The organism is Ideonella azotifigens (assembly GCF_021043325.1).
Taxonomy (GTDB): Bacteria; Pseudomonadota; Gammaproteobacteria; order Burkholderiales; family Burkholderiaceae_C; genus Ideonella; species Ideonella azotifigens.
The window spans coordinates 1-23517 of the sequence record NZ_JAJNKD010000011.1; the positions used below are offsets into that span (position 1 = coordinate 1).

Sequence of the window (23517 nt, forward strand, 5' to 3'; positions counted from 1 at the left end):
GCTGCCCTGGCGCATCGACCTGACCACAGACTGAGCGGCGCCTGCCTCGCCATTGCCGCAGGGGCAAGGACGCGGTTTATTGACCGCTTACAAGTGACGATACCAATCTGGCTCGACTTTTATTTCGGTGCCAACCGAATCGCCCCATCCAGCCGAATCACCTCCCCATTTAACATCTCATTCGTAATGATTTGCTGAACCAGCTTCGAATAGTCAGCCGGCGTTCCCAAACGGCTAGGGAACGGCACATTCGCTGCCAGCGCATCCTGCACTTCCTTTGGCATGCCAAACAACATTGGCGTGCCGAAGATTCCTGGGGCAATGGTCATGTTGCGAATGCCATTGCGGGCCAGATCCCGGGCAATCGGCAGGGTCATGCCGACCACGCCACCTTTGCTGGCTGAGTAGGCGGCTTGGCCCATCTGCCCGTCGTATGCGGCGACGCTGGCGGTACTGATCAGCACGCCGCGTTCGCCGGTTGCGGCCTCGGGTTCGTTCTTGGCCATGGCTTCGGCGGCCAGGCGAATCATGTTGAAGCTGCCGATCAGGTTGACGGTGACGGTCTTGCTGAAGACGGCCAGCGGATGAGCCCCGTCCTTGCCTACGGTCTTTACCGCAGGGGCGATACCCGCGCAGTTGATCAAGCCCATCAGCTTGCCAAGTTGCTGCGCCGCAGTGACAACCGCTTGGCCATCTGCCTCCTGGCTGACATCGCAGCGCACGAAAACACCGCCCAATTCGGCGGCCACGGCCCGGCCTTTGTCTTCCTGCAAATCAGCGATCACGACCTTCGCGCCTTCGCGCGTCAGCATGCGCGCGGTGCCTTCGCCGAGGCCGGAAGCACCGCCAGTGACGATGAATACCTTGCCTGCAATCTCCATGAAGAGTCCCCTTGTGGTCTGAGTTGGTTAACGTTGACGTAAACGTCAATTGTGCGTCAACGGCGGTGCTTGGAAATTGCTGGCTTTCCTGGGAGCCAAGCGGCCAAAGTGTCCACGGATTGAGCGCGCAGCAAAAAGCCGCCCAAAGGCGGCTTGCTGGGTTGCTGCAATGCAGCAACAACGAGCGCACAGTTGCCGCGCTGGTCAGTGGCTCAGCCCAGCGCTTCCAGCGCACGCGCGGTGATCTCATCCACCGTCCCGACGCCGGCGATCTTGGCGTAGCGGGGGGCTTGGGGGTCGCCTGTCTGCGCCCATTGGCTGTAGTAGTCGACCAACGGACGGGTCTGGGCCTGGTAGACCTCCAGGCGAGTGCGCACAGTGGCTTCTTCGTCGTCCTTGCGCTGCACCAGCTCCTCACCGGTGACGTCGTCCTTGCCGTCGACCTTCGGCGGGTTGAAGCGCAGGTGATAGGTGCGGCCCGAGGCCACGTGCACACGGCGACCACTCATGCGCTCGATGATGGCTTCGTCCGGCACGTCGATCTCCAGCACCAGGTCCAGCTTGACGCCCGCGGCCTTCATTGCATCAGCCTGCGGAATGGTGCGGGGGAAACCGTCGAACAGGAAGCCGTTGGCACAGTCGGGCTGTGTGATGCGCTCCTTGACCAGGCCAATGATGATCTCGTCGCTGACCAAGCCGCCGGCGTCCATGACCTTCTTGGCTGCGACGCCGAGTTCGCTGCCTGCCTTGACTGCCGCACGAAGCATGTCGCCGGTCGAGATCTGCGGGATGCCGAACTTGTCGCAAATGAACTTTGCTTGAGTGCCCTTACCGGCGCCCGGCGCCCCCAAAAGAATGATACGCATTGAGTTGCCTCTTTTCATGATTCTTGCTGGCCGCTGCAGGCGGCCTCCCGTGCTCGGCAAGGGCGCGGGCACGGGGCGTGGTTGGGCGCAGGATAGCATGGGCACCCCTGCGGGAGCCTGACACGGGGCTGGCAAAGACCTAGGGGGCTACCCCGAAAATCAAGCGGCGAAAAGTGCCCGAACGCGCGCCAGGTCCTCTGCCGTGTCCACGCCGGGTGCGGGTGCCGAAGCGGCCTCGAACACCGCAATGCGGTCGCCGTGCCACAGCACGCGGAGCTGCTCAAGCGATTCCAGTTGCTCCAGCGGAGAAGCGGCCAGCCCGGGGAAGCGCCGCAGGTAGCCGGCGCGGTACGCATACAGCCCGATATGCCTCAGCGCCGGCGTGCCTGCCGCAGGCAAGCCAGCCAAGCCGTCGCGAGCGCCATCGCGCCACCACGGCACGCAGGCCCGACTGAAATACAGTGCACGGCCGGCCTGGTCCAGCACGACCTTCACCACGTTCGGATTGCGGAACTCTTCCTCCGACAACAGCGCGTGCGCCGCCGTGGCGACCGCGCATTCGGTGCGCTGCTCCAGCAACTGGGCGCAAGCGGCGACCAGTGCCGGGTCGATCAAGGGTTCGTCGCCCTGGACATTGACCACCAGTGCATCACCGTCCAGCCCGAGCAGTTCGCAAGCCTCGGCGAGGCGATCACTGCCACTGGCGTGGTCGACCCGCGTGAGCAATGCGCGCACGCCATGCGCTTCGCAGGCCTGCACGATGCTGGCGTCGTCCGCCGCGACGACCACCTGGCTGGCGCCCGACTGGGCGGCGCGTTCGGCCACCCGCACCACCATGGGTTTGCCGCCAATGTCGGCCAGTGGCTTGTTGGGCAAGCGAGTCGAAGCCAGCCGGGCCGGGATCAGCACTGAAAACGCGGCCACCGGCTTCACTCCTCGGCAGGCAAGGCCCGCGCCTCGTTCTCCAGCATCACCGGGATGCCATCGCGCACGGGAAATGCCAACCTGTCGGCGGCGCACACCAATTCATGGGGGCGGAATTGCGCGTCGCGGTTCAGTGTCAACGGCCCTTTGCACACAGGGCAAACCAGCATGTCGAGCAGGCGGTGATCAGCGGTCATGGTCAGCAATCAAAGAGGCCAGCGCCGAGCGCAGCGCGTCGGTCAGCATGGCAGGAAGTTCAAAGTCTAGCGTGACGACCCAGGCACACGTGTTGCCGGTGCTGCCCGGAGGCAGCTTCGCGGCATCCTTTTCGGTCAACAGCACATCAGGCTCGTTGGTGGGCCAGGGCAGGGCGGCGAGGTCCGCGTGGTCGGGCAGTGGCAACTCGCGCAGTCGCAGGCCAGCTGCACGCAGCATGTCGAAGAAGCGGGACGGCGAGGCAATGCCGGCCGCAGCCAGGAGCGGGTTCTCCTCTGACTTTGCGCGCAGGTGCGCCAAGGTCGCCATCGAGCCCCCGGCGCCCTGCCACCAGTCCGACAAGGCCACCGCACCGCCAAGGCCGCGGCGCGCGCAGCCACCGGGCAGCGGCGTGGTCGGTGCGTCCGCGTTGTAGACCACCCAGCTGCGGGGTGGCAGGTGGCGCGGCAAACGCTGGCGCAATGGGCCGGCAGGCAGCAGCAGACGATTGCCGGCACCGCGGCCGTCGAACACGATCAGGCTCAGGTCATGCTGCAAACGCCAGTGCTGCAGCCCATCGTCGGAGACGATCAGGTTGACCGCGGGATGCGCCGCCAGCAAGGCCAGTGCTGCGGCCACACGGTCACGTGCCACAGCCACCGGTGCCCCAGTTCGCAGGTGCATCAGCAGCGGCTCATCGCCCACGAGACGGGCCGGTGTTTCTGCTGTGACCAGCCGCAACTCAGCATCCGCACGGCCATAGCCGCGCGAGACGATGCCAGGCTGCCAGCCCTGCGACTGCAGCCATTGCACAAGCGCAATCGTGGTCGGCGTCTTGCCGGCGCCGCCGACGATCAGGTTGCCCACAACGACCACCGGCACCGGCAGTGCAGGGCGCTTGCGCAGTTGCCAGCTCAGTCGGTTCAGCCCGGCCAACAACAGGTACAAGCCCGCCAGCGGCAACAAGGCCAGCGCCAGCCAGCTGGGCCGCGGGTGCCACCAGTGCTGCTGCAGCGTGGCAGCCGCCCGGTGGAGAAGCTTGTTCACTTCTGCGGACCTGGCCGGTTTGATCCCAACGCTGCCGAGCGGCCCGACCGGTTGCCGGTCAGCACTGTCACTGCGCTGCCGCAGGCGCGGTGCTGCCTGCAGGCAGTTGCGCGGCAAACGTCACCCGCACCAGGCCGACGCGGCGGGCGGCGTCGAGCACGTTGATCACCGACTGATGCGCGGTTGCGGCGTCGGCCGAGATGATCACGAACGGCTCCTTGCGCTCCGTGGCGCTGGCGCGCAGCGCAGCGGCCAGCAGCTCGATGCTCCGACCTTCAACCGTCTGACCGTCGACGCTGTAGCGCCCGTCAGCCGACACGGCCACCAGGATTTCGGCCGGCCGGTCGCGCACCGCGTCGGCATTCGCCGTGGGCAGGTTGATCTGCAACTCGGTGAATTTCGAGTAGGTGGTGGACAGCATCACAAAGATCAGCACCACCAGCAGGACATCGATGAACGGGATCAGGTTGATCTCAGGCTCATCGGAGGGCGGACGGCGGAACTTCATCGCGGCCCGGCCTCAGTGCGCCGCCCGCAGCGGCATGCGCAGCAGTTGCTGCAGCAGCCGCTCAGAGGCTTGCTCCATGTCGTGCAGGTAGTCGGCAATCCGGGTACGGAAGTAGCGGTGTGCCATCAGCGAAGGAATGGCAACGATCAGGCCGAAGGCCGTGTTGTACAGCGCCACCGAGATGCCATGTGCCAGCTGGGCCGGGTTGGTACCCGAGCCCGGAGCCTGCGCACCGAAGATCTCGATCATGCCGATGACGGTGCCCAGCAGGCCCAGCAGCGGTGCGACCGAGGCGATGGTCGACAAGGCATTCAGGTAGCGCTCCATGCGGTGCGCCGCGGTGCTGCCGGCGGTCTCCAGCGCCTGGCGCAGCGGCGCCTCGCTGATGCGCGGCTCGAGCGCTGCAGTCTTCAGGCCCGCGGCCAGCACGGCGCCCAGCAGCGAGTTGTCGGCCAGCTTCTGCAACATGTCGCTCGACGGCGTGCCCTGGCGGGCCACGGTGATGACTTCATCAATCAGGCCGTCGGGCGCCACGCGGGCGCGTCGCAAGGAACTGAGGCGCTCCAGCACCAGCGCAAGGGCCGCAACGGAGCACAGGATCAGCGGCCAAATCGGCCAGCCAGCGGCTTGTATGATCGACAGCAAGAGGTCCTCTGGCGCAAAGGCCTTGGGGGAAAAAGTTGGCGGCATTATGAACTGAAGCCACCGCCTGACCGGCCGCCCTTCGCCGCCTGTTGCGGAGTCGCAGCGCAAGACGTTTCCAGCTGTGACGGCCGCCCATTGGCAGGCATCTTCCGTGCCGAAAGTCGTCCACATTTTCTGTGGACAACTTTGTGGGTAACCAGGGGTTCAATGGCCCGGGAGGCCTCATTTTCCGGGCCGAGGCTTGCGGTGCTGAAAAATACGGCAGCGTTTTATTCAGTCAAATCATATGCTTGCGACGATATTTCTGTTTGATGACGGCCCGGCGGCCACCAAGGCGCGGAAGCGCGGTGACGTGGATATCTGCCCGCGAATGCACCAGCGTGGGACGCGCCGTGGCGAGTGACGGAGACTTCCGGCAGGGCGCCCCGGCTGCGGCCTCGGACTCACGAAACCGCGGCATTGGCGGGCCGGTATGGACGGTTGGCAGCCTGTTGCTGGCCGTTGGCGACGCCTTGGCGGCACGCTTCGGCGCGGTGGCTGTGCAGGGTGAGTTGTCCGGCTACACGCGGGCCAGCAGTGGCCACTGCTACTTCACGCTGAAGGATGCCAATGGCGCCACGGCCGGCATTCGCTGTGCCATGTTTCGCCGCAGTGCAGGCATGCTGGATTTCAATCCGCAGGACGGCCAGCAAGTCGAACTTCGCGGCCGCCTGGCGGTGTATGAAGCCCGGGGCGAACTGCAAATGGTGGTCGAGAGCATGCGCCGCGTTGGTGCGGGCGCGCTTTACGAAGAATTCCTGCGGTTGAAGGCCAGGCTGGAAGCGGCCGGGCTGTTTGCCGCCGAACGCAAGCGTGTCCTGCCTGGCCATCCAAGCCGGCTGGGCATCGTCACCTCGCTCGCGGGCGCGGCCCTGCATGACGTGCTGACCACGCTGCACCGCCGCGCCGCGCACGTCGAGGTCATCGTCTACCCGACCCTGGTGCAGGGCACGGAAGCTCCCGCTGCGGTGGCTGCTGCCCTGGCGCTGGCCAACCGTCGTGCAGAGGTGCAGGTGCTGCTGTTGTGCCGCGGCGGTGGTTCGCTGGAAGACCTGTGGGCGTTCAACGACGAACGTGTCGTGCGAGCGGTGGCGGACTCTGCTTTGCCCGTGGTCTGCGGCGTGGGCCACGAGACCGATGTGACGCTTGCCGACCTGGCTGCCGACCTGCGCGCACCCACGCCAACGGCCGCGGCCGAACTGGCGTCACCGGCCCGAGACGACTTGCTGTCCGCACTGCAGACACGGCAGCAGCGCATGGCCAGGCGGGTGCATCAGCGCCTGGACAACCATGCGCAGCGGCTGGACCAGTTCGCCCTGCGCCTGCAGCAACCTGCAAGATTGCTGGGGGTTCAGACCCACCGGCTGCAGCACCTGGCGCAGCGGCAGGTGCAGGCCGTGCGGCATGCACTGCGACAGGCGCAGGTGCGCACCGATCAGTTGGCCGGCAGGCTGCTGCGTGCGCTGCCGGCCCAGTGGTCGCGCCAGCACCAGGCCCTGGAAGCCAGGGCCGCCAGGCTGCAGGCGCTGGACCCGCGGCTGGTCCTGACCCGCGGCTATGCCTGGGTGCAGACCCAAGACGGCAAGCCGGTCACCTCCGCCGGCGCGCTGGTGGCCGGCCAGGCCGTCAGCGCGGTCTGGGCTGATGGGCAGGCCGAAGCCTTGATCACCTCGGTTCAGCCTGTGCTGCCCACCGGCCTGCCAGCGGCATTGCCGGTCAAGAAAAAGCGCAGGGCGGTCGCGCCCAAGCGCAGCGCCGGCGGCATTGCAGCCTCGCCGCCGGACGAGTCGGCGGCGTGACGCGCCGGGCAAACCCGCCCCGGCGGCAAGCCCTTGCAAGACCCCCCACGGTTGTCGCATCCCTTGCCTACAATCGACGAGGTACTGCCAACTCTTGCACAACACCCGGCGCGCACCGCCGCGCCGGCATACCTCGAAAGGAACTTGCATGGAACATACCCTGCCGCCGCTGCCGTTCGGTCTGGACGACCTGGCCCCCGCGATGAGCCGCGAGACGCTCGAATACCACCACGGCAAGCACCACAACGCCTATGTCGTGAACCTGAACAACCTGGTGGCCGGCACCGAGTTCGCCGGCGTGCCGCTGGAAGACGTGATCAAGAAGTCCTCTGGCCCGATCTACAACAACTCGGCCCAGATCTGGAACCACACCTTCTTCTGGAACTGCCTGAAGCCGGCCGGCGGCGGTGAGCCCAAAGGCGCGCTGGCTGACGCCATCAATGCCAAGTGGGGCTCGTTCGCAGCCTTCAAGGAAGCCTTCACCAAGAGCGCCGTGGGTAACTTCGGCTCCGGCTGGACCTGGCTGGTGAAGAAGGCCGACGGCTCGGTCGACATCGTCAACATGGGTGCCGCCGGCACCCCGCTGACGACGGGCGACACCGCGCTGCTGACGATCGACGTGTGGGAACATGCCTACTACATCGACTACCGCAACCTGCGCCCGAAGTTCGTCGAGACCTTCCTCACGTCGCTCGCCAACTGGGGCTTCGCGGAGGCCAACTTCGCGAGCTGAGTGCTCGGCGGCTGCTGCCGCACGGCAGCTGCCCGATGCACCACAAAGGCCGTCCCTGCGACGGCTTTTTCACAACTGCCAACGCCATGGCCGGCGACTGGCGGCGGGCGCGATCAGCCCGAGAATGGCGCGCCGGTCAGCTTGCTGCCGGCCTTCAGCCCACGCTTGGAAAACCAGCCCCGGTTCATCTCCAGCACCATGCGCACCGGCTGCTTCGAGCAGTGCGAGGTCTCGGTCTGGGGCGCCATGTCTTCGATGTTGACGATGCGGCCATCTTCGGCCACGAAGGCGGCGGACAGTGGCAGCAGTGTGTTCTTCATCCAGAAGCACTGCGTGGCTGCTTCTTCGAAGATGAACAGCATGCCTTCGTGCACCGGCATGTTCTCGCGGAACATCAGCCCGATCTGGCGCTCCTGCGGCGTGCGCGCCACTTGCGCGACGATGTTGTACATGCCGGCGCCCAGCGTGACAGTGGACAAGTGTTGTGCCTGTCCAGTCGACTGCGCCAGCGTAGACGGACTGATGGAAGCCAGCGCCGTCAGCGAAGTGATCGCCAGGCACCAGGCACGCAAGCTTGTGTGGATCAGGGTCATGTTTTCCAACCGGGGGTAAGTCTGGATTATCGAACGTCGGAGCGCCCGGAATGGCCGACGCAGAATCGAGCTTCACCGCTTCGCCAGAGCGCGCGCGTGCGAGCGCCCCGTTCGAGCACGGCCCGGCCCTGCCTACCGGCAGGCAAGAAGGGCTCGCATAGAATTTCAGGCATCCAAATTCCTCGACGAAAACCAGGGCCAAGCCTCGCGTTTTCTGGCTGGGAATGATCCATCACGACTCGCGGAGCAAGCGCATGTACCAGCACGTCAAGGTGCCCGAGGATGGGCAGAAGATCAGCGTCAACGCGGACTTCTCGCTCAACGTCCCGAACCACCCGATCATTCCCTACATCGAGGGCGACGGCACCGGCCTGGACATCACGCCAGTGATGATCAAGGTGGTCGACGCCGCGGTCGAGAAAGCCTACGGAGGCGAAAAGAAAATCCACTGGATGGAGATCTTTGCGGGCGAGAAGTCGACCAAGGTCTACGGCCCCGACGTGTGGCTGCCGGCAGAGACGCTGGACATTCTTCGCGAGTACGTGGTGTCGATCAAGGGCCCGCTGACCACGCCAGTGGGCGGCGGCATCCGTTCACTGAACGTGGCACTGCGCCAGGAACTGGATCTCTATGTCTGCCTGCGGCCGGTGCAGTATTTCAAGGGCGTGCCCTCGCCGCTGAAGGAGCCGGAAAAGACCAACATGGTGATCTTCCGCGAGAACTCGGAAGACATTTATGCCGGCATCGAGTACGAAGCCAGGAGCGACAAGGCCGTCAAGCTGATCAAGTTCCTGCAGGACGAACTGGGCGTCAAGAAGATCCGCTTCCCCGAGACTTCGGGCATCGGCGTGAAGCCGGTTTCCATCGAAGGCACCGAGCGCCTGGTTCGCAAGGCGATCCAGTACGCGATCGACAACGACAAGCCCAGCGTGACCATTGTTCACAAGGGCAACATCATGAAGTACACCGAAGGTGGCTTCCGTGACTGGGCCTACGCGCTGGCACAGAAGGAATTCGGCGCAGAGCTGATCGACGGTGGCCCGTGGTGCCGGCTGAAGAACCCGAAGAACGGCAAGGAAATCGTCGTCAAGGACTCGATTGCCGATGCCTTCCTGCAGCAGATCCTGTTGCGCCCTGCGGAGTATTCGGTCGTCGCCACGCTGAACCTGAATGGCGACTACATCTCCGACGCGCTGGCGGCGCAGGTGGGTGGCATCGGGATCGCACCTGGCGCCAACATGTCGGATTCGGTGGCCTGCTTCGAGGCCACGCACGGCACCGCGCCAAAGTACGCAGGCAAGGACTACGTCAACCCTGGCTCCGAAATCCTCTCGGCGGAGATGATGCTGCGCCACATGGGCTGGACTCAGGCTGCGGATCTGATCATCCGCTCGCTGGAAAAGTCGATCCTGAGCAAGAAGGTGACTTACGACTTCGCGCGCCTGATGGACGGTGCGACACAAGTGTCCTGCTCAGGCTTTGGGCAGGTCATGATCGCCAACATGTGAGTCCCGCCCGCGCCTCATCGGAGGCGGGGCGTTCTTTCCGAGCAGTCGCCCAGCAGGCTCAGTCGTCGTCCAACTGGGAGAACTGAGAGTCTTCGCCTGGCTTGGCCGGTGCAAGCAGGCCATGCCGGCGCAGCAGCGTGCGCAGCGTGTTGCGGGTGATGCCCAGTGCGCGCGCGGTGCGCACCTGGTTGGCGTCGGTGCGCGCGAACGCCGTCTTCACCAGTGTGGCTTCGACGCGCTGGAACACGTCCGACAGCCCGGCATTCAGCAAGGCCTCCAGGGCGGCTTCCAGTTGCTGCTGGCGGATGTCGGCCAGCGGCGCCTCAGCCTGCGCAGGCGCCATCGTTGCGTTCGGCGCCAGCCGGTCCACAGGCGCCAGTGCCCGGATCGCAGGTTCTTCCAGCGTTGCCGTCACGGCCGCCACCAGCTTCAGGTCGCTGACCTCGATCACGCCATGCCGGCAGACGATCAGCGCAAAGTGGATGACGTTTTCCAGCTCGCGAATGTTGCCGGGCCAGCTGTAGTCCAGCAGCGCAGCTTCGGCCTCTGCGCTCAGCACCGCATCCGCCAGCTTCAGGCGAGGGCCGTACTGGCTAACGAAATGGCGTGCCAGCGGCAGCAGATCCCCCGGACGATCCCGCAATGGCGGCAATTGCACGGTCGCGACGCTGAGTCGGTAATAAAGGTCGGCCCGGAAGCGCTGCGCCGCCACCGCGCCGCGCAGGTCGATGTTGGTGGCGGCCACCAGCCGCACGTCTACTGCCAGCGTCTTTCGCGAGCCCAGGCGCACGACCTGGCGCTCCTGCAGCACGCGCAGCAGCTTCACTTGCAGCGACAAGGGCAGGTCGCCAATTTCGTCCAGGAACAGGGTGCCGCCATGGGCGGCCTCGAACCAGCCAGCACGTGCCTGCGAAGCGCCGGTGAAAGCACCGGTTTCGTGGCCGAAGAGCTCGGCGTCGATCAGCGATTCGCTGAACGCGCCGCAGTTGACCGCAAGAAAAGGCCCGCTGCGAGCACTCATGGCATGCAGGTGACGGGCGACGAGTTCCTTGCCGGTGCCTGTCTCGCCGATCAGCAGCACCGACGCATCGCTGCGCCCGATGCGTTCGATCTGCTCAAGCAGCGCGCAAGACGCAGGGTCGTGGAAGAGCAGCGCCTTGGCGCGCACGGGGCTGGTGTCTGGCCCTTGCTCTGCGAGGGCCAGCCGCCGCGGGGAGAGCCGTTCAGTGGGTCCGGGCATGTTGCAGTGCAAAAAAAGTCAGATGAACTCCACCTTAGGCGCACAAAACGAGTGCGTCAAGACATGAAATCGAATTTGCATACGCGTGAATGTGCGGTTCAGCAACGTGTGTAACGCAAAGCTTTGCGGGATAAAAACCGGGCGGGCATCAGTTAGCCGGGCAATGTGCTGTTACGGCGACTGGCCGCCTTGTGAAGGTGGTTTGCACGACGCCAAGGACCGGGCAACGCGTGTGCCTGCCTCAGAAAGTGACAACGAAGACGCCGCCCTTTGAATGTGTCGATGAGGCGACACATCTCGTCAAATACCAGGGCCTGTGTTGTCCATACCCAAAATCAAACCTGGGTATGCGTTTGCCTGCTGTCCGCTGGTGAACGACGCCAGGGCAAAGCTGCGCCACGCCCATACCGGCAAGCCGGTATGGGACAGGGCAGGCGCCCGTCACCGGACACCTGGGAAAGCCGGCGAGCCGGACGGCCCGCCGCTCGGCTCGAGGGCTCAGCTGGCCACAGTTTGAGGCACGGGGACTTCGTCCACTGGCCGTATGTTCTGCGCCAACTGGCCTTTGGGCCCTTGCACCAATTCAAAACGGACACGTCCGCCTTGCTTCAGGGTGCGAAAGCCTTCCATCTGAATGGCCGAAAAATGCGCGAACACATCACCGCCACCCAACTCTGGTTCTATGAAGCCAAAACCCTTGGCATCGTTGAACCATTTCACGGTTCCAACCGCTTCCATTTGCAATTCCTCCTGACGCCTTTTGCAGGCTTGTGGTCGCTATTCTTGAGGCATGGCTTTGTCGATGTCAAATGGGCTGAGCGATGAGCCGAGCTCCGCCGGGGGCGTTGACGGCGGCCGATGCTGCGAAATGCGGCACGGCCCGGCGCTTTTTCACCGAATGGTCAGCGTCTTGATGCGACGACCATTGCCTAACGGCTGTGCGGTGTTGGTCATCTCGCTATACTCGATTCATGCCTGCGAAACGACCCGTTGCCCCTCTGCCATCCACGCCTTCGGTGATCAAGCCGGAAGACGGGCAGGGGGCCGTGGTGGCCGAACGAAAGGCCGCCCGCACCAAGCCGCCGCGCATGTACCAAGTGGTCTTGCTCAACGACGATTTCACACCCATGGAGTTCGTGGTGATGGTGCTGCAGGAATATTTCAGGCTTGATCTTGAGGCTGCCACCCTCATCATGTTGAAGATTCATCATGAAGGGCGTGCAGTGTGCGGCGTGTTCAGCAAGGACGTCGCCGCAACCAAGGTCGAGCTGGTGCTCGCCGCGGCACGACGCTCTGGACACCCGCTTCAATGCATTATGGAGGCCGCATGATTGCCCAAGAACTGGAAGTCAGCCTGCACATGGCGTTCGTCGAGGCACGCCAGCAGCGACACGAGTTCATCACGGTAGAGCACTTGTTGCTGGCCTTGTTGGACAACCCGTCTGCTGCTGAGGTGCTGCGAGCCTGTGCAGCCAACATCGAAGACCTGCGCAAGAGCCTGGTCGCTTTCATCCGCGAAAACACGCCCACCGTGGGCGGCACCGACGAAGTGGACACGCAACCCACGCTGGGCTTCCAGCGTGTGATCCAGCGCGCCATCATGCATGTGCAGTCCACGGGCGGCGGCAAGAAGGAAGTCACTGGCGCGAACGTGCTGGTGGCCATCTTCGGCGAGAAGGACTCGCACGCGGTCTACTACCTGCATCAACAGGGCGTGACCCGCCTGGATGTCGTGAACTTCATTGCCCACGGCATCAAGAAGTCCGACCCGCCCGAGCCTGCCAAGGGCAGCAACGAGGGCAGCGGCGGCGGCGAAGCCGAGAAGGAAGAAAGTGGCGAAGGAAAAGGCTCGCCGCTGGATCAGTTCACCACCAACCTGAACCAGCATGCCAAGGACGGCAAGATCGATCCGCTGATCGGCCGCGAGCATGAGGTCGAGCGTGTCATCCAGGTGCTGTGCCGCCGCCGCAAGAACAACCCGCTGCTGGTTGGCGAAGCCGGCGTGGGCAAGACCGCCATCGCCGAGGGTCTGGCCTGGCGCATCACGCAAGGCGAGGTGCCCGAGGTGCTGGGGGACGCCATCGTCTATTCGCTGGACATGGGCGCGCTGCTGGCCGGCACCAAGTACCGCGGCGACTTCGAGCAGCGTTTGAAGGGTGTGCTTAAGCAGCTCAAGGACAGCCCGAAGTCCATCCTGTTCATCGACGAGATCCACACGCTGATCGGCGCGGGTGCGGCCTCCGGCGGCACGCTGGACGCCAGCAACCTGCTGAAACCGGCGCTGTCCAGCGGCGCGATGAAGTGCATTGGCGCCACCACCTTCCAGGAATACCGCGGCATCTTCGAGAAAGACGCGGCGCTGAGCCGTCGCTTCCAGAAGGTCGACGTGGTCGAGCCGACGGTGGAGCAGACGGTCGAGATCCTCAAGGGCCTGAAGTCCCGCTTCGAGGAGCACCACAGCGTGAAGTACGCGGTCGGTGCACTGCAGGCCGCAGCCGAGTTGTCGGCCAAGTTCATCAATGACCGCCACCTGCCGGACAAGGCGATCGACGTGATCGACGAAGCCGGTGCGGCACAACGCATCCTGCCCAAGAGCAAGCAGAAGAAGACCATCACCCGCAACGAGGTCGAGGAAATCGTCGCGAAGATCGCGCGCATTCCGCCGGCCAGCGTTTCGAGCGATGACCGCGGCAAGCTCAAGAGCCTGGAGCGCGACCTGAAGAGCGTGGTTTTCGGCCAGGACCCTGCGGTGGACGTGCTGGCGGCTGCCATCAAGATGGCCCGCTCCGGCCTCGGCAAGTCCGACAAGCCGATTGGCTCCTTCCTGTTCAGCGGCCCCACGGGCGTGGGCAAGACCGAAGTGGCGAAGCAACTGGCCTACATCCTGGGCATCGAGCTGATCCGCTTTGACATGTCCGAGTACATGGAGCGCCATGCGGTGAGCCGGCTGATCGGTGCGCCTCCGGGCTATGTCGGTTTCGACCAGGGTGGCCTGCTGACCGAGGCCGTCACCAAGAAGCCGCATTCCGTGCTGCTGCTCGATGAAATCGAGAAAGCCCACCCGGACGTCTTCAACGTGCTGCTGCAGGTCATGGACCACGGCACGCTGACCGACAACAACGGGCGCAAGGCCGACTTCCGCAACGTGATCATCATCATGACCACGAACGCGGGCGCCGAGACCATGAACAAGGCGACCATCGGCTTCACGACCCAGCGCCAGCAAGGTGATGAGATGGGCGACATCAAACGCCTGTTCACGCCAGAGTTCCGCAACCGCTTGGACTCTATCGTCAACTTCCGCTCGCTGGACGAAGAGATCGTGATGCGTGTGGTCGACAAGTTCCTGCTGCAACTGGAGCAACAGTTGGCCGAAAAGAAGGTCGAAGTGACTTTCTCCGATGGCTTGCGCAAGCACCTGGCCAAGAAGGGCTTTGATCCGCTGATGGGCGCGCGCCCGATGCAGCGCCTGATCCAGGACACCATCCGCCGCGCGCTGGCCGACGAACTGCTGTTCGGTCGCCTGGTCGATGGTGGTCGCCTGGCGGTGGACGTGGACGAGGCTGGCGAGGTGCAGCTGGACATCCAGCCACTTGGCAAGAGTGGCGACAAGCCGCGTGCGGAAGCTGCTGCGGTCTGACGGCCGCGCATACCGGCCGGTTGAGACCGGCAGGCACATAATCAAAGGCGCCCTCGGGCGCCTTTGTCGTTGATGCGGCACTGCTTAGCGCACAGCGGCTGCCGGGTCCTGCTTGAAGTACCCGACGAACAGTTCGTGCAGCGCCGGGTGCTCCTCACGGAAGGCTTGCGGGCAGACGAAAAACGCCTCGGCGGCCACGGCGAAAAATTCTTCCGGCGCTTCCGCGCCATAGGGGTCCAGCAGCGTGGTTTCGCCCGCGTCAACGCGTTCGACGAAGCGCGCCATCTCAGGATCGAACACTGCGAGCCAGCGTTCGCGCGCGGCTTGGGCGCTTGCGGGCAAAGGCACGCCGTCGGGCTCACCCCCGCGCATGTCCAGCACGTGGGCGAACTCGTGGATCACGACGTTGTAGGCTTCTTCGGCGGACTCGCCGGCCGCTTCGACGTCCGGCCATGACAGCATCAGCGGCCCGCCAGCCATCGCTTCGCCGCTGAGCCATTCCTCGTATTCATGCACCACGCCGTCGTCGTCCATGAACTCGCGCTGGGCCATCACTTCATCCGGGTGCACGACGATGCCGACAAAACCGTCGTACATCGCCAGGCCCAGCTTCAGCACCGGCAGGCAGGCCTGGGCGGCAATCGCAACCGCCATCGCATCGTCCACCACCAGCCCTTGGGCGCCGGTGAATTCCTTTTGCGACAGGAACAGGCTGGCGAGCCCACGCAGCTCGATCAGGTCGTCCGCCGGGCGATGGCTCAGGAACGGGTAGTGCGCCAGCACCGCCTGCCACAAGGCATCGGGAATCGCGTAACGCCGCAGGGCGCGCTGCTCGCGCCAGTCGCGCAGCTTCTGCAGGAAGGCCATCGACAGATCGAGACGATTCAGGCGGGCAGGGGCCGGCGGTGCCAGCCTTGCGCGTCCCACAGCATCAGCTCGCCGCGGTCGGCGTCGCCATGGTCCAGCTCCCAGTCGCACAGCACATGGCGCTGCCAGCCAACGAACGCGTCGCTGCCAGGGCGGTGCGTGTGGCCATGCACCAGCAACTGCGAGCCGGCCTCTGCCAGCCAGCCCTGCGCCATGGCCGGGTCTATGTCCGCGTAGGTCTCGGGCTCGCGCGCTTGCGCACGACTGGCGCCTCGCATCTGCTGCGCGATCGCCATGCGCTCGGCGAACGGCCGGGCGAGCAAGGCGCTTTGCCACGCGGGCTGCCGCACCTGGGCGCGGAACTGCTGGTAGGCCTTGTCGTCCAGGCACAGCGCGTCGCCATGGCTCAGCAACACCGTCTGGCCAAAGCCGTGGAAAGCAACCGGGTCTGGCAGTTCGACGCAGCCGGTCTCGCGGAAGAAGCGCGCGCCCAGCAGGAAGTCGCGGTTGCCGCGCATCACATGGACCGGCTGCTGGCGGGCGAGGGCGGCGATGGCCGCAGCAACACCAGCCTCGTACGGCTGGTCCAGCATGTCGTCGCCCACCCAGGCTTCGAACAGGTCGCCGAGGATGAACAAGGCGTCCCCCTGCGGTTGCGCCAGCAGGCGCAGGAAGGCTCCGGTGGTGCGCGGCAGCGACTCGCTCAGGTGCAGGTCCGAGATGAAAACCGCCCGCTGGCAGGCGGGCGGCAGCTGGCGCAAGGCGCCCGGCGCCACCACGGCGCTGGGGGCCAAGGCTGCGTCAGACAATCTCGACGGCCTTTTCGATCGTCACCGCCTCGAGCGGCACGTCGTCGTGCATGCCTTTGCGACCTGTGCGAACTTTCTCGATCGCATCCACCACCTCGGTGCCAGCAACCACCTTGCCGAACACCGCATAACCCCAACCGCTGGGCGACTCGCTGCTGAAGTTCAGGAAGTCGTTGTCCTTGGTGTTGATGAAGAACTGGGCCGAGGCCGAGTGCGGCGCGTTGGTGCGTGCCATGGCCAACGTGTACTTCAGGTTCTTCAGGCCGTTGTTGGCCTCGTTCTGGATCGTTGCGTCGGTGGGCTTCTGGCTCATGTCGGCCAGCATGCCACCGCCCTGGATCATGAAGCTCTTGATCACGCGGTGGAACACGGTGCCGTCGTAGTGGCCCTTGTTCACGTAGGCCAGAAAATTGGCAACGGTGGCAGGCGCCTTGGCGTCGTCAAGTTCGATGCGCAGCACGCCGGCGGAAGTGGTCAGTTCAACAGTCTTGGTCATGGTTTCAGTTCTCCAACGTGGCTTTTTTGATCAGGATGGGTTCGTTCGGCACGTTCTCGTGTCCGCCCTTGTCGCCGACCGGCACGGCCCTGATCTTGTCGACCACGTCCATGCCGCTGACAACCTTGCCGAACACCGCATAACCGTCACGCCCGGGCTGGTAGTCCAGGCGCTGGTTGTCGACAACGTTGATGAAAAATTGCGAGGTGGCCGAGTTCGGCACACTGGTGCGCGCCATTGCAATCGTGCCGCGCAGGTTGGACAGGCCATTCTGGCTTTCCAGCTTGATCGGCGCGCGCGTCGGCTTTTCCTTCATGTCCGGCGTCATGCCGCCGCCCTGGATCATGAAGCTTTCGATCACACGGTGAAAGATGGTGCCGTTGTAGTGGCCAGCCTTCACGTATTGGATGAAGTTGTCCACGCTCTTGGGCGCCTTTTCCTTGTCGAGTTCGACGACGATGTCGCCAGCAGTGGTGCTGAGGCGGACGGTCTCTGCCAGGGCCGGCGCAATGCCTGCCACGGCCAGCGCAGCTGCCAGCGCCAGCGAGCGGGTCAAGGCGGCTGACCGGCGCGCTGCGAGGCCGGGCCGGGTGCTTGTTAAGGTCACGTAAAAGCTCCTTCGCTATACTCGCCCGATTGTACCGACCCCCTTTTTGAAGCGCCGTTCGTGGAGTGCCGTTTGTCCTCGCGGCCGGCGTGGTCCGCTCGCGGCGATGACCTTGCCCGGGCCTCGCGGCCGAACCTGCTCACGAAGCCTTGCCTTTTTCTTCGTCGATGACGCTGCGCATCTATAACACCCTGACCCGCCGGGTCGAAGACTTCTCCCCCATCGAGCCAGGCCATGTGCGCATGTACGTGTGCGGCATGACGATCTACGACCTATGCCATGTTGGCCATGCGCGGATGATGATGGCTTTCGACGTGGTCTACCGCTGGCTGATTGCCCGCGGCTACCGCGTCACCTACGTGCGCAACATCACCGACATCGAAGACAAGATCATCAAACGGGCGGTGGAGCGCGACATCAGCATCCGCCAGCTGACCGACGAGATGATTGCCGCGATGCGGGCCGACATCGGTGCCATTGGCGTCGCCTCACCTACGCACGAGCCCCGCGCCACCGATCATGTGCAAGGCATGGTCGACATGATCGGTACGCTGGAGCAAAAGGGCCTGGCCTACCGCGCCAGCACCGGCGACGTGAACTACTCGGTGCGCAAGTTCCCCGGCTACGGCAAGCTCAGCGGCAAGTCGCTGGACGACCTGCGTGCCGGCGAGCGCGTGGCGGTGGACGACGGCAAGCAGGACCCGCTGGACTTCGTGCTGTGGAAGTCTGCCAAGGCTGAAGAGCCGGCCGATGCCAAGTACGACTCGCCGTTCGGTCCCGGCCGGCCTGGCTGGCACATCGAGTGCTCCGCCATGAGCTGCGCGCTGCTGGGTGAGCGCTTCGACATTCACGGTGGCGGCATGGACCTGCAGTTCCCGCACCACGAAAACGAGATTGCGCAGAGCGAAGGCGCGCTGGGCCATCCGTTTGTCAATGTCTGGATGCACAACGGCTTCCTGAACGTCGACAACGTCAAGATGTCGAAGTCGCTCGGCAACTTCTTCACCATCCGCGATGTGCTGAAGCACTACGACGGCGAGACGCTGCGCTTCTTCATGCTGCGCACCCACTACCGCAGCCCGTTCAATTACAGCGACGCGCACCTGGACGACGCCCGCAGCGCGCTGCGCCGACTCTACACAGCGCTGGCCAGTGTGGCTGACGTGCCTGAGGTGGCGATGGACCTGGCCAATCCATCCGTGCAGGCCTTTCATGCGGCGATGGACGACGACTTCAACACGCCGGGCGCGCTGGCGGTGCTGTTCGAGCTCGCGGCCGAGCTGAACCGCAACAAGTCGACCGAAGTCGCCGGCCAGCTGAAGGCGCTTGCAGCCACGCTGGGCATCCTCCAGCAATCGCCCGCCACCTTCCTGCAAGCCGGCAGCCTGCTGGACGACGCGACGATCCAGTTGCGCATCGAAGAGCGCCAGACCGCCAAGCAGGCCAAGGACTTCGCCCGCGCCGACCAGATCCGCCAGGAACTGCTGGCCGCCGGCATCCTGCTGAAGGATTCGCCGCAAGGCACCACTTGGGTGAAGGCCTGACGTGCCGCATGCATCGAACCCGGGCGTGACGCCCGAGTACTGGGACGAAGCCTGCCGCCACCTGGCCAAGCGTGACCGCGTGATGAAGAAGCTGATCCCGCAGTTCGGCGAGGCCCGCCTTGAGAGCCGCGGAGATGCCTTCACCACGCTGGCGCGCTCCATCGTTGGCCAGCAGATCTCGGTCAAGGCCGCGCAGTCGGTATGGGAAAAGTTCGCCGGTGCCGTGGGTGGCCCGTCTCATGCTTTGGTTCCCGCGGATGTGCTGTCGCTGGAAGTCCCGGAATTGCGGGCTGTCGGTCTGTCGGCGCGCAAGGCAGAATACCTGAGGGATTTGGCGCGCCATTTCGAAGAGGGCAGCGTGCATGTGCCGCTCTGGCGGCAGATGGACGACGAGGCCATCATCGAGGAATTGGTCGCCATTCGTGGCATTGGCCGCTGGACGGCCGAAATGTTCCTGATCTTTTACCTGATGCGACCCAATGTGCTGCCGCTGGACGACGAGGGCCTGATGAAAGGCATCAGTTCCTGCTATTTCAGCGGTGAGCCGGTTTCGCGAGCTGAAGCCCGCGAACTGGGCGAGGGCTGGGCCCCCTACCGGTCGGTGGCGACCTGGTACCTGTGGCGAAGCCTGGATCCGCTGCCGGTCGACTACTGACAGCCACCGACACGCATCGTTCCCCCGATCTCTTTTTCCCCGCTAAGAAGGAACCCGAGCATGAGCAAGCGACACTTTCTGGAGTTCGAGCAACCGATCGCCGAACTCGACGCCAAGATCGAAGAGCTGCGCTACGTTCAGAACGAATCCGCGGTGGACATCTCCGAGGAGATCGATCGGCTGGACAAGAAGAGCCTGCAGCTGACCAAGGACATCTACACCCAGCTGTCGCCCTGGCAGGTCACGCAGATCGCGCGTCACCCCCAGCGCCCGTACACGCTGGACTACGTCAACGAAATCTTCACCGACTTCCAGGAAATGCACGGCGACCGTGCATTTGCAGATGACCTGTCCATCGTCGGCGGCCTGGCCCGCTTCAATGGCCAGGCCTGCATGGTCGTGGGCCAGCAGAAGGGCCGCGACACCAAGGAGCGCGCCGCGCGCAACTTCGGCATGCCGCGCCCCGAGGGCTACCGCAAGGCGCTGCGGCTGATGAAGCTGGCCGAGAAGTTCGGGCTGCCGGTGTTCACCTTTGTCGACACCCCTGGCGCCTATCCCGGCATTGGCGCCGAGGAGCGTGGCCAGTCCGAAGCCATCGGCCGCAACATCTTCGAGATGGCGCAGCTGGAAGTACCCATCATCACCACCATCATCGGCGAAGGCGGCTCCGGCGGCGCGCTGGCGATCAGTGTGGGCGACCAGGTCATGATGCTGCAGTTCTCGGTCTACTCGGTGATCTCGCCGGAAGGCTGCGCGTCCATCCTGTGGAAGACCTCCGAGCGCGCGTCTGACGCTGCCGAAGCACTGGGCATCACCGCGCACCGCCTGAAGGCCCTGGGCCTGGTGGACAAGATCATCAGCGAGCCGGTTGGCGGCGCCCACCGCGACCTGAAGCAGATGGCCTCGCAGCTCAAGCGCGGCCTGGTCGACTCGCTGCGTCAGGTGGCCGACCTGTCGACCGAAGCACTGCTGGAGCGCCGCTACCAGCGCCTGAAGTCCTACGGTCGCTTCACCGATACCACCGCGCGCTGAGCGCGCTGACGGAAAGGCTGGCCGGCATGGCGGCGCGGCCGCCGAGGCCGGCTTCAATTTCGACGCTGCCCGTGGTGGCGGTCGCCACCAGTGGCGGGCGCGACTCCACCGCCTTGCTGCACGCGACCTTGCGGCAGGCAGCCGGCAGCGGCCTGCAGGTGCTGGCCCTGCATGTGCACCATGGGCTGATGCCTCAGGCGGACGCCTGGCTCGCCCATCTCGCGGCGCAATGCCAGCGCTGGCGCAGCCGCCATCCCCATCTTCGTTTTGACGCCGCCCGGCTGAGTGGCTCGCCTTCGCCCGGGCAAAGCATCGAAGCCTGGGCCCGGCGAGAGCGCTATGAGGCGCTGGCCCGCATGGCTAAGGCGCATGGCGCAGGCCTGGTACTGCTGGCCCATCACCGGCGCGACCAGGCAGAAACCGTGTTGCTGCAAGCCATGCGCGGCACGGGGCCTGCTGGCTTGTCGGCCATGCCCGACCTGATTGAACGCGAAGGCATCGTCTGGGCTCGCCCGTGGCTGCAACAGCCGGCGCAGGCCATCGAAGACTATGTGCGGCGCCATCGGCTGCGGCACATCGAGGACAGCAGCAACCACGACACCCGCTTCGACCGCAATCGCTTGCGGCATCAGGTGTTGCCGGCGCTGAACCAGGCGTTTCCGCAGGCCGAGCAGCAGCTGCAGCGCTTGGCCGAGCAAGCCCAGGCCGCCGCAGCGCTGATCCACGAGGTGGCTGCGCAAGATCTGGCGGCAATGGGCGCGAGCCAGGCCGGGATGCCGATGCAGGCTTGGCTGTGTCTCTCGCCGGTCCGCCGGCGATTTTCACTGCAGGCCTGGTTGCAGCATCGTCAGGCCGATGTGCCGGACAGCCTGGTGGCGCGTCTGCTGGCGGAACTGCCGCGCGCCAGGCAGGGCAGGTGGCCGCTGGGACCCGATTCGGAATTGAGGCTTTACCGCGGCGTGCTGCAGCCGCTCAGCTTGCCGCTCAACAGGGTCGTCGAGGCCGCATCGCTGCAATTGCCCCAGGTGGTCGAGCCTGGCGAGTGGCACGCACCGGCTTGGCAAGGCCGCCTCAGGCTCAGCGCCGCCAGCGAAGGCGGCGTTCCGCTCGCCTTGCTGGCCGGCGCATGCCTCGCGGCGCGAACCGGCGGCGAGCAATTCCAGCGGGCACCGCGTAGCACGCTGCGTTCGCTGAAAAAACAGTTCCAGGCTGCGGCGGTGCCGGCCTGGGCGCGGCAGGCGCCGCTGCTGTACGGGGCGGGCGGTCAGCTTTTGTTCGTGCCGGGATTGGGTGTGGACGCCAGGGCGTTGGCTGCGCCGGGTGAGCCGCAGCTGCGGCCCGAATGGCTGGCCGAGCCGGCAGAGCCCACGTAAACGACAGCGCGGCAAGCCAGGCTTCGCCATTTGCCAAGCAAGCCTCTGCCCGGGAATTCGACAGATGGCAACCGCTAGAATGTAGGGTTTCGCGTGGCCATGCCGGTCACCGTCCACCGCATGCGCAGCCAAGCCTTCGCGGCGGCTTGTTCAGCTACTTTGGCATCCTCACATGGCTTTGATCGTTCACAAGTACGGTGGCACATCAATGGGTTCGACGGAGCGCATTCGCAACGTCGCCAAACGCGTTGCCAAATGGGCCCGCGCCGGGCACCAGATGGTGGTCGTGCCCTCGGCCATGAGCGGCGAAACCAATCGCCTGCTGGGACTGGCCAAGGAGTTGTCGCCCGCCCAGCAAACGCCCGCCATGCTGCGCGAGCTGGACATGATTGCCTGCACCGGTGAACAGGTCTCGGTGGGCCTGCTGTCGCTGGCACTGCAAGCCGAAGGCATGGACGCGATCAGCTACAACGGCTGGCAGGTGCCGGTGAAGACCGATTCGTCCTACACCAAGGCCCGCATCCAGAGCATCGACGATGCACGAGTGCGTGCCGACCTGGCCGCCGGCAAGGTGGTCGTCATCACCGGCTTCCAGGGCATCGACGAAGACCACAACGTCACGACGCTGGGCCGCGGCGGCTCTGACACTTCCGCCGTCGCCATCGCCGCCGCGCTGAAGGCGGCCGAATGCCTGATCTACACCGACGTCGATGGTGTCTACACCACCGACCCCCGTGTGGTGCCCGAAGCGCGCCGGCTGCACACCGTGAGCTTCGAGGAAATGCTGGAAATGGCGAGCCTGGGCTCCAAGGTGCTGCAGATCCGCTCAGTGGAATTCGCTGGCAAGTACCGCGTGCCGCTGCGCGTGCTGTCCAGCTTCACGCCCTGGGACATCAACATTGACGAAGAAGCCAAGTCGGGCACCCTGATCACTTTCGAGGAAGACGAAAAGATGGAACAAGCCGTTGTATCGGGCATCGCCTTCAACCGCGATGAAGCCAAGGTCACCGTGATGGGCGTGCCTGACAAGCCTGGCATCGCGTACCAGATCCTCGGCGACGTCGCCGAGGCCAACATTGATGTGGACGTGATCATCCAGAACGTCTCGCACGACGGCAAGACCGACTTCTCGTTCACCGTGCACCGCAATGATTTCCAGCGCACGATGGACCTGTTGAAGAACAAGGTCGCACCGGCCACCGGTGCCGCCACCGTGCTGGGCGACCCGAAGATCTGCAAGGTCTCCATCGTCGGCATCGGCATGCGCAGCCACGTGGGCGTGGCCAGCAAGATGTTCCGCACGCTGAGCGAAGAGGGCATCAACATCCAGATGATCACGACCAGCGAAATCAAGACTTCCGTCGTGATCGACGAGAAGTACATGGAGCTGGCGGTGCGCGCGCTGCACAAGGCCTTCGATCTCGACGCAGACAATTCTCCGGTCGCCGAGAACATGAGCTGAACTGGTGCCCCCGAACCTGCCGCTCTGCGGCAGGCCCCTCGAGGGGGTAAAGAA

The 23517-nt window shown here is 64.8% G+C and carries 24 protein-coding genes; 10 read left to right on the forward strand and 14 right to left on the reverse strand.

Annotated features, from left to right (window positions below):
* Positions 1 to 119: 119 nt before the first annotated feature.
* The 7 genes from LRH25_RS20900 to LRH25_RS20930 form a co-directional block, all read right to left on the reverse strand.
* Positions 120 to 881 (reverse strand): 3-hydroxyacyl-CoA dehydrogenase, encoded by a 762-nt coding sequence (locus tag LRH25_RS20900; protein WP_141288665.1) that lies wholly within the window; start codon positions 879 to 881, stop codon positions 120 to 122.
* Between the two features lie 212 nt (positions 882 to 1093).
* Positions 1094 to 1747, reverse strand: coding sequence for an adenylate kinase (gene adk, locus LRH25_RS20905; protein WP_141288663.1), 654 nt, complete (start codon positions 1745 to 1747; stop codon positions 1094 to 1096).
* 159 nt (positions 1748 to 1906) lie between these two features.
* On the reverse strand, positions 1907 to 2680 hold the full coding sequence (gene kdsB / locus LRH25_RS20910; protein WP_141288661.1) for a 3-deoxy-manno-octulosonate cytidylyltransferase: 774 nt from the start codon (positions 2678 to 2680) through the stop codon (positions 1907 to 1909).
* A complete protein-coding gene (locus tag LRH25_RS20915; RefSeq protein WP_141288659.1) occupies positions 2677 to 2868 on the reverse strand; it encodes a Trm112 family protein in 192 nt (63 codons plus the stop codon). The genes kdsB and LRH25_RS20915 overlap by 4 nt, the downstream gene beginning before the upstream one ends.
* The gene (gene lpxK / locus LRH25_RS20920) at positions 2858 to 3913 is read right to left on the reverse strand and encodes a tetraacyldisaccharide 4'-kinase (RefSeq protein ID WP_141288657.1); all 1056 of its coding nucleotides are present in this window, start codon (positions 3911 to 3913) and stop codon (positions 2858 to 2860) included. The genes LRH25_RS20915 and lpxK overlap by 11 nt, the downstream gene beginning before the upstream one ends.
* 67 nt (positions 3914 to 3980) lie before the next feature.
* Positions 3981 to 4421, reverse strand: coding sequence for an ExbD/TolR family protein (locus LRH25_RS20925; protein ID WP_141288655.1), 441 nt, complete (start codon positions 4419 to 4421; stop codon positions 3981 to 3983).
* Positions 4422 to 4433: 12 nt separating this feature from the next.
* The gene (locus tag LRH25_RS20930) at positions 4434 to 5066 is read right to left on the reverse strand and encodes a MotA/TolQ/ExbB proton channel family protein (RefSeq protein WP_141288654.1); all 633 of its coding nucleotides are present in this window, start codon (positions 5064 to 5066) and stop codon (positions 4434 to 4436) included.
* Positions 5067 to 5524: 458 nt separating this feature from the next.
* Between LRH25_RS20930 and xseA the strand changes: the two genes are divergently transcribed.
* Together xseA and LRH25_RS20940 are read left to right on the forward strand one after the other, a co-directional pair.
* Entirely contained in the window at positions 5525 to 6904 is a 1380-nt protein-coding gene (xseA, locus tag LRH25_RS20935; protein WP_375142182.1) for an exodeoxyribonuclease VII large subunit, read from the forward strand.
* A 148-nt stretch (positions 6905 to 7052) separates the two neighbouring features.
* A complete protein-coding gene (locus LRH25_RS20940; RefSeq protein ID WP_141284489.1) occupies positions 7053 to 7637 on the forward strand; it encodes a superoxide dismutase in 585 nt (194 codons plus the stop codon).
* Between the two features lie 113 nt (positions 7638 to 7750).
* Here the strand turns inward: LRH25_RS20940 and LRH25_RS20945 are convergent, their stop codons facing one another.
* Positions 7751 to 8230: a DUF192 domain-containing protein gene (locus LRH25_RS20945; protein WP_141284487.1), complete on the reverse strand. Its 480-nt coding sequence runs from the start codon at positions 8228 to 8230 to the stop codon at positions 7751 to 7753.
* A 254-nt stretch (positions 8231 to 8484) separates the two neighbouring features.
* Between LRH25_RS20945 and icd the strand changes: the two genes are divergently transcribed.
* Positions 8485 to 9738: an NADP-dependent isocitrate dehydrogenase gene (gene icd / locus LRH25_RS20950; RefSeq protein WP_141284485.1), complete on the forward strand. Its 1254-nt coding sequence runs from the start codon at positions 8485 to 8487 to the stop codon at positions 9736 to 9738.
* A gap of 58 nt (positions 9739 to 9796) precedes the next feature.
* Here icd and LRH25_RS20955 read toward each other — a convergent pair whose 3' ends face one another.
* Both LRH25_RS20955 and LRH25_RS20960 read right to left on the reverse strand, forming a co-directional pair.
* Positions 9797 to 10978 (reverse strand): sigma-54 interaction domain-containing protein, encoded by a 1182-nt coding sequence (locus LRH25_RS20955; RefSeq protein WP_141284483.1) that lies wholly within the window; start codon positions 10976 to 10978, stop codon positions 9797 to 9799.
* A 498-nt stretch (positions 10979 to 11476) separates the two neighbouring features.
* Positions 11477 to 11716 carry a cold shock domain-containing protein gene (locus tag LRH25_RS20960; protein ID WP_141284481.1) on the reverse strand — a complete coding sequence of 80 codons (240 nt, stop codon included), beginning with the start codon at positions 11714 to 11716 and terminating at the stop codon, positions 11477 to 11479.
* Positions 11717 to 11949: 233 nt separating this feature from the next.
* Between LRH25_RS20960 and clpS the strand changes: the two genes are divergently transcribed.
* Together clpS and clpA are read left to right on the forward strand one after the other, a co-directional pair.
* Complete coding sequence (gene clpS, locus LRH25_RS20965; RefSeq protein WP_141284479.1) at positions 11950 to 12309, forward strand: ATP-dependent Clp protease adapter ClpS; 360 nt, start codon at positions 11950 to 11952, stop codon at positions 12307 to 12309.
* Complete coding sequence (gene clpA / locus LRH25_RS20970; protein ID WP_141284477.1) at positions 12306 to 14618, forward strand: ATP-dependent Clp protease ATP-binding subunit ClpA; 2313 nt, start codon at positions 12306 to 12308, stop codon at positions 14616 to 14618. Before clpS ends, clpA begins: the two co-directional genes overlap by 4 nt.
* A gap of 84 nt (positions 14619 to 14702) precedes the next feature.
* Here clpA and LRH25_RS20975 read toward each other — a convergent pair whose 3' ends face one another.
* The 4 genes from LRH25_RS20975 to LRH25_RS20990 are packed head-to-tail and all read right to left on the reverse strand — an operon-like array spanning position 14703 to position 17316.
* Positions 14703 to 15485, reverse strand: coding sequence for a M90 family metallopeptidase (locus tag LRH25_RS20975; protein ID WP_141284475.1), 783 nt, complete (start codon positions 15483 to 15485; stop codon positions 14703 to 14705).
* Between the two features lie 17 nt (positions 15486 to 15502).
* Entirely contained in the window at positions 15503 to 16294 is a 792-nt protein-coding gene (locus LRH25_RS20980; protein WP_141284473.1) for a UDP-2,3-diacylglucosamine diphosphatase, read from the reverse strand.
* Entirely contained in the window at positions 16287 to 16790 is a 504-nt protein-coding gene (locus LRH25_RS20985; protein WP_141284471.1) for a peptidylprolyl isomerase, read from the reverse strand. The genes LRH25_RS20980 and LRH25_RS20985 overlap by 8 nt, the downstream gene beginning before the upstream one ends.
* 4 nt (positions 16791 to 16794) lie before the next feature.
* Positions 16795 to 17316 (reverse strand): peptidylprolyl isomerase, encoded by a 522-nt coding sequence (locus tag LRH25_RS20990; protein WP_375140548.1) that lies wholly within the window; start codon positions 17314 to 17316, stop codon positions 16795 to 16797.
* 248 nt (positions 17317 to 17564) lie between these two features.
* On the opposite strand from LRH25_RS20990, the gene cysS reads away from it, so the two are divergent.
* The 5 genes from cysS to LRH25_RS21015 all read left to right on the forward strand — a co-directional run bounded on the left by cysS (position 17565) and on the right by LRH25_RS21015 (position 23463).
* A complete protein-coding gene (cysS, locus tag LRH25_RS20995; RefSeq protein WP_141284497.1) occupies positions 17565 to 18941 on the forward strand; it encodes a cysteine--tRNA ligase in 1377 nt (458 codons plus the stop codon).
* A gap of 82 nt (positions 18942 to 19023) precedes the next feature.
* Positions 19024 to 19596 carry a DNA-3-methyladenine glycosylase family protein gene (locus tag LRH25_RS21000; protein WP_141284495.1) on the forward strand — a complete coding sequence of 191 codons (573 nt, stop codon included), beginning with the start codon at positions 19024 to 19026 and terminating at the stop codon, positions 19594 to 19596.
* Positions 19597 to 19656: 60 nt separating this feature from the next.
* Entirely contained in the window at positions 19657 to 20628 is a 972-nt protein-coding gene (locus LRH25_RS21005; protein ID WP_141284469.1) for an acetyl-CoA carboxylase carboxyltransferase subunit alpha, read from the forward strand.
* A gap of 74 nt (positions 20629 to 20702) precedes the next feature.
* The gene (tilS, locus tag LRH25_RS21010) at positions 20703 to 22001 is read left to right on the forward strand and encodes a tRNA lysidine(34) synthetase TilS (RefSeq protein ID WP_231012153.1); all 1299 of its coding nucleotides are present in this window, start codon (positions 20703 to 20705) and stop codon (positions 21999 to 22001) included.
* A 172-nt stretch (positions 22002 to 22173) separates the two neighbouring features.
* Positions 22174 to 23463 (forward strand): aspartate kinase, encoded by a 1290-nt coding sequence (locus tag LRH25_RS21015; RefSeq protein WP_141284467.1) that lies wholly within the window; start codon positions 22174 to 22176, stop codon positions 23461 to 23463.
* The last annotated feature ends 54 nt before the right edge of the window (positions 23464 to 23517 follow it).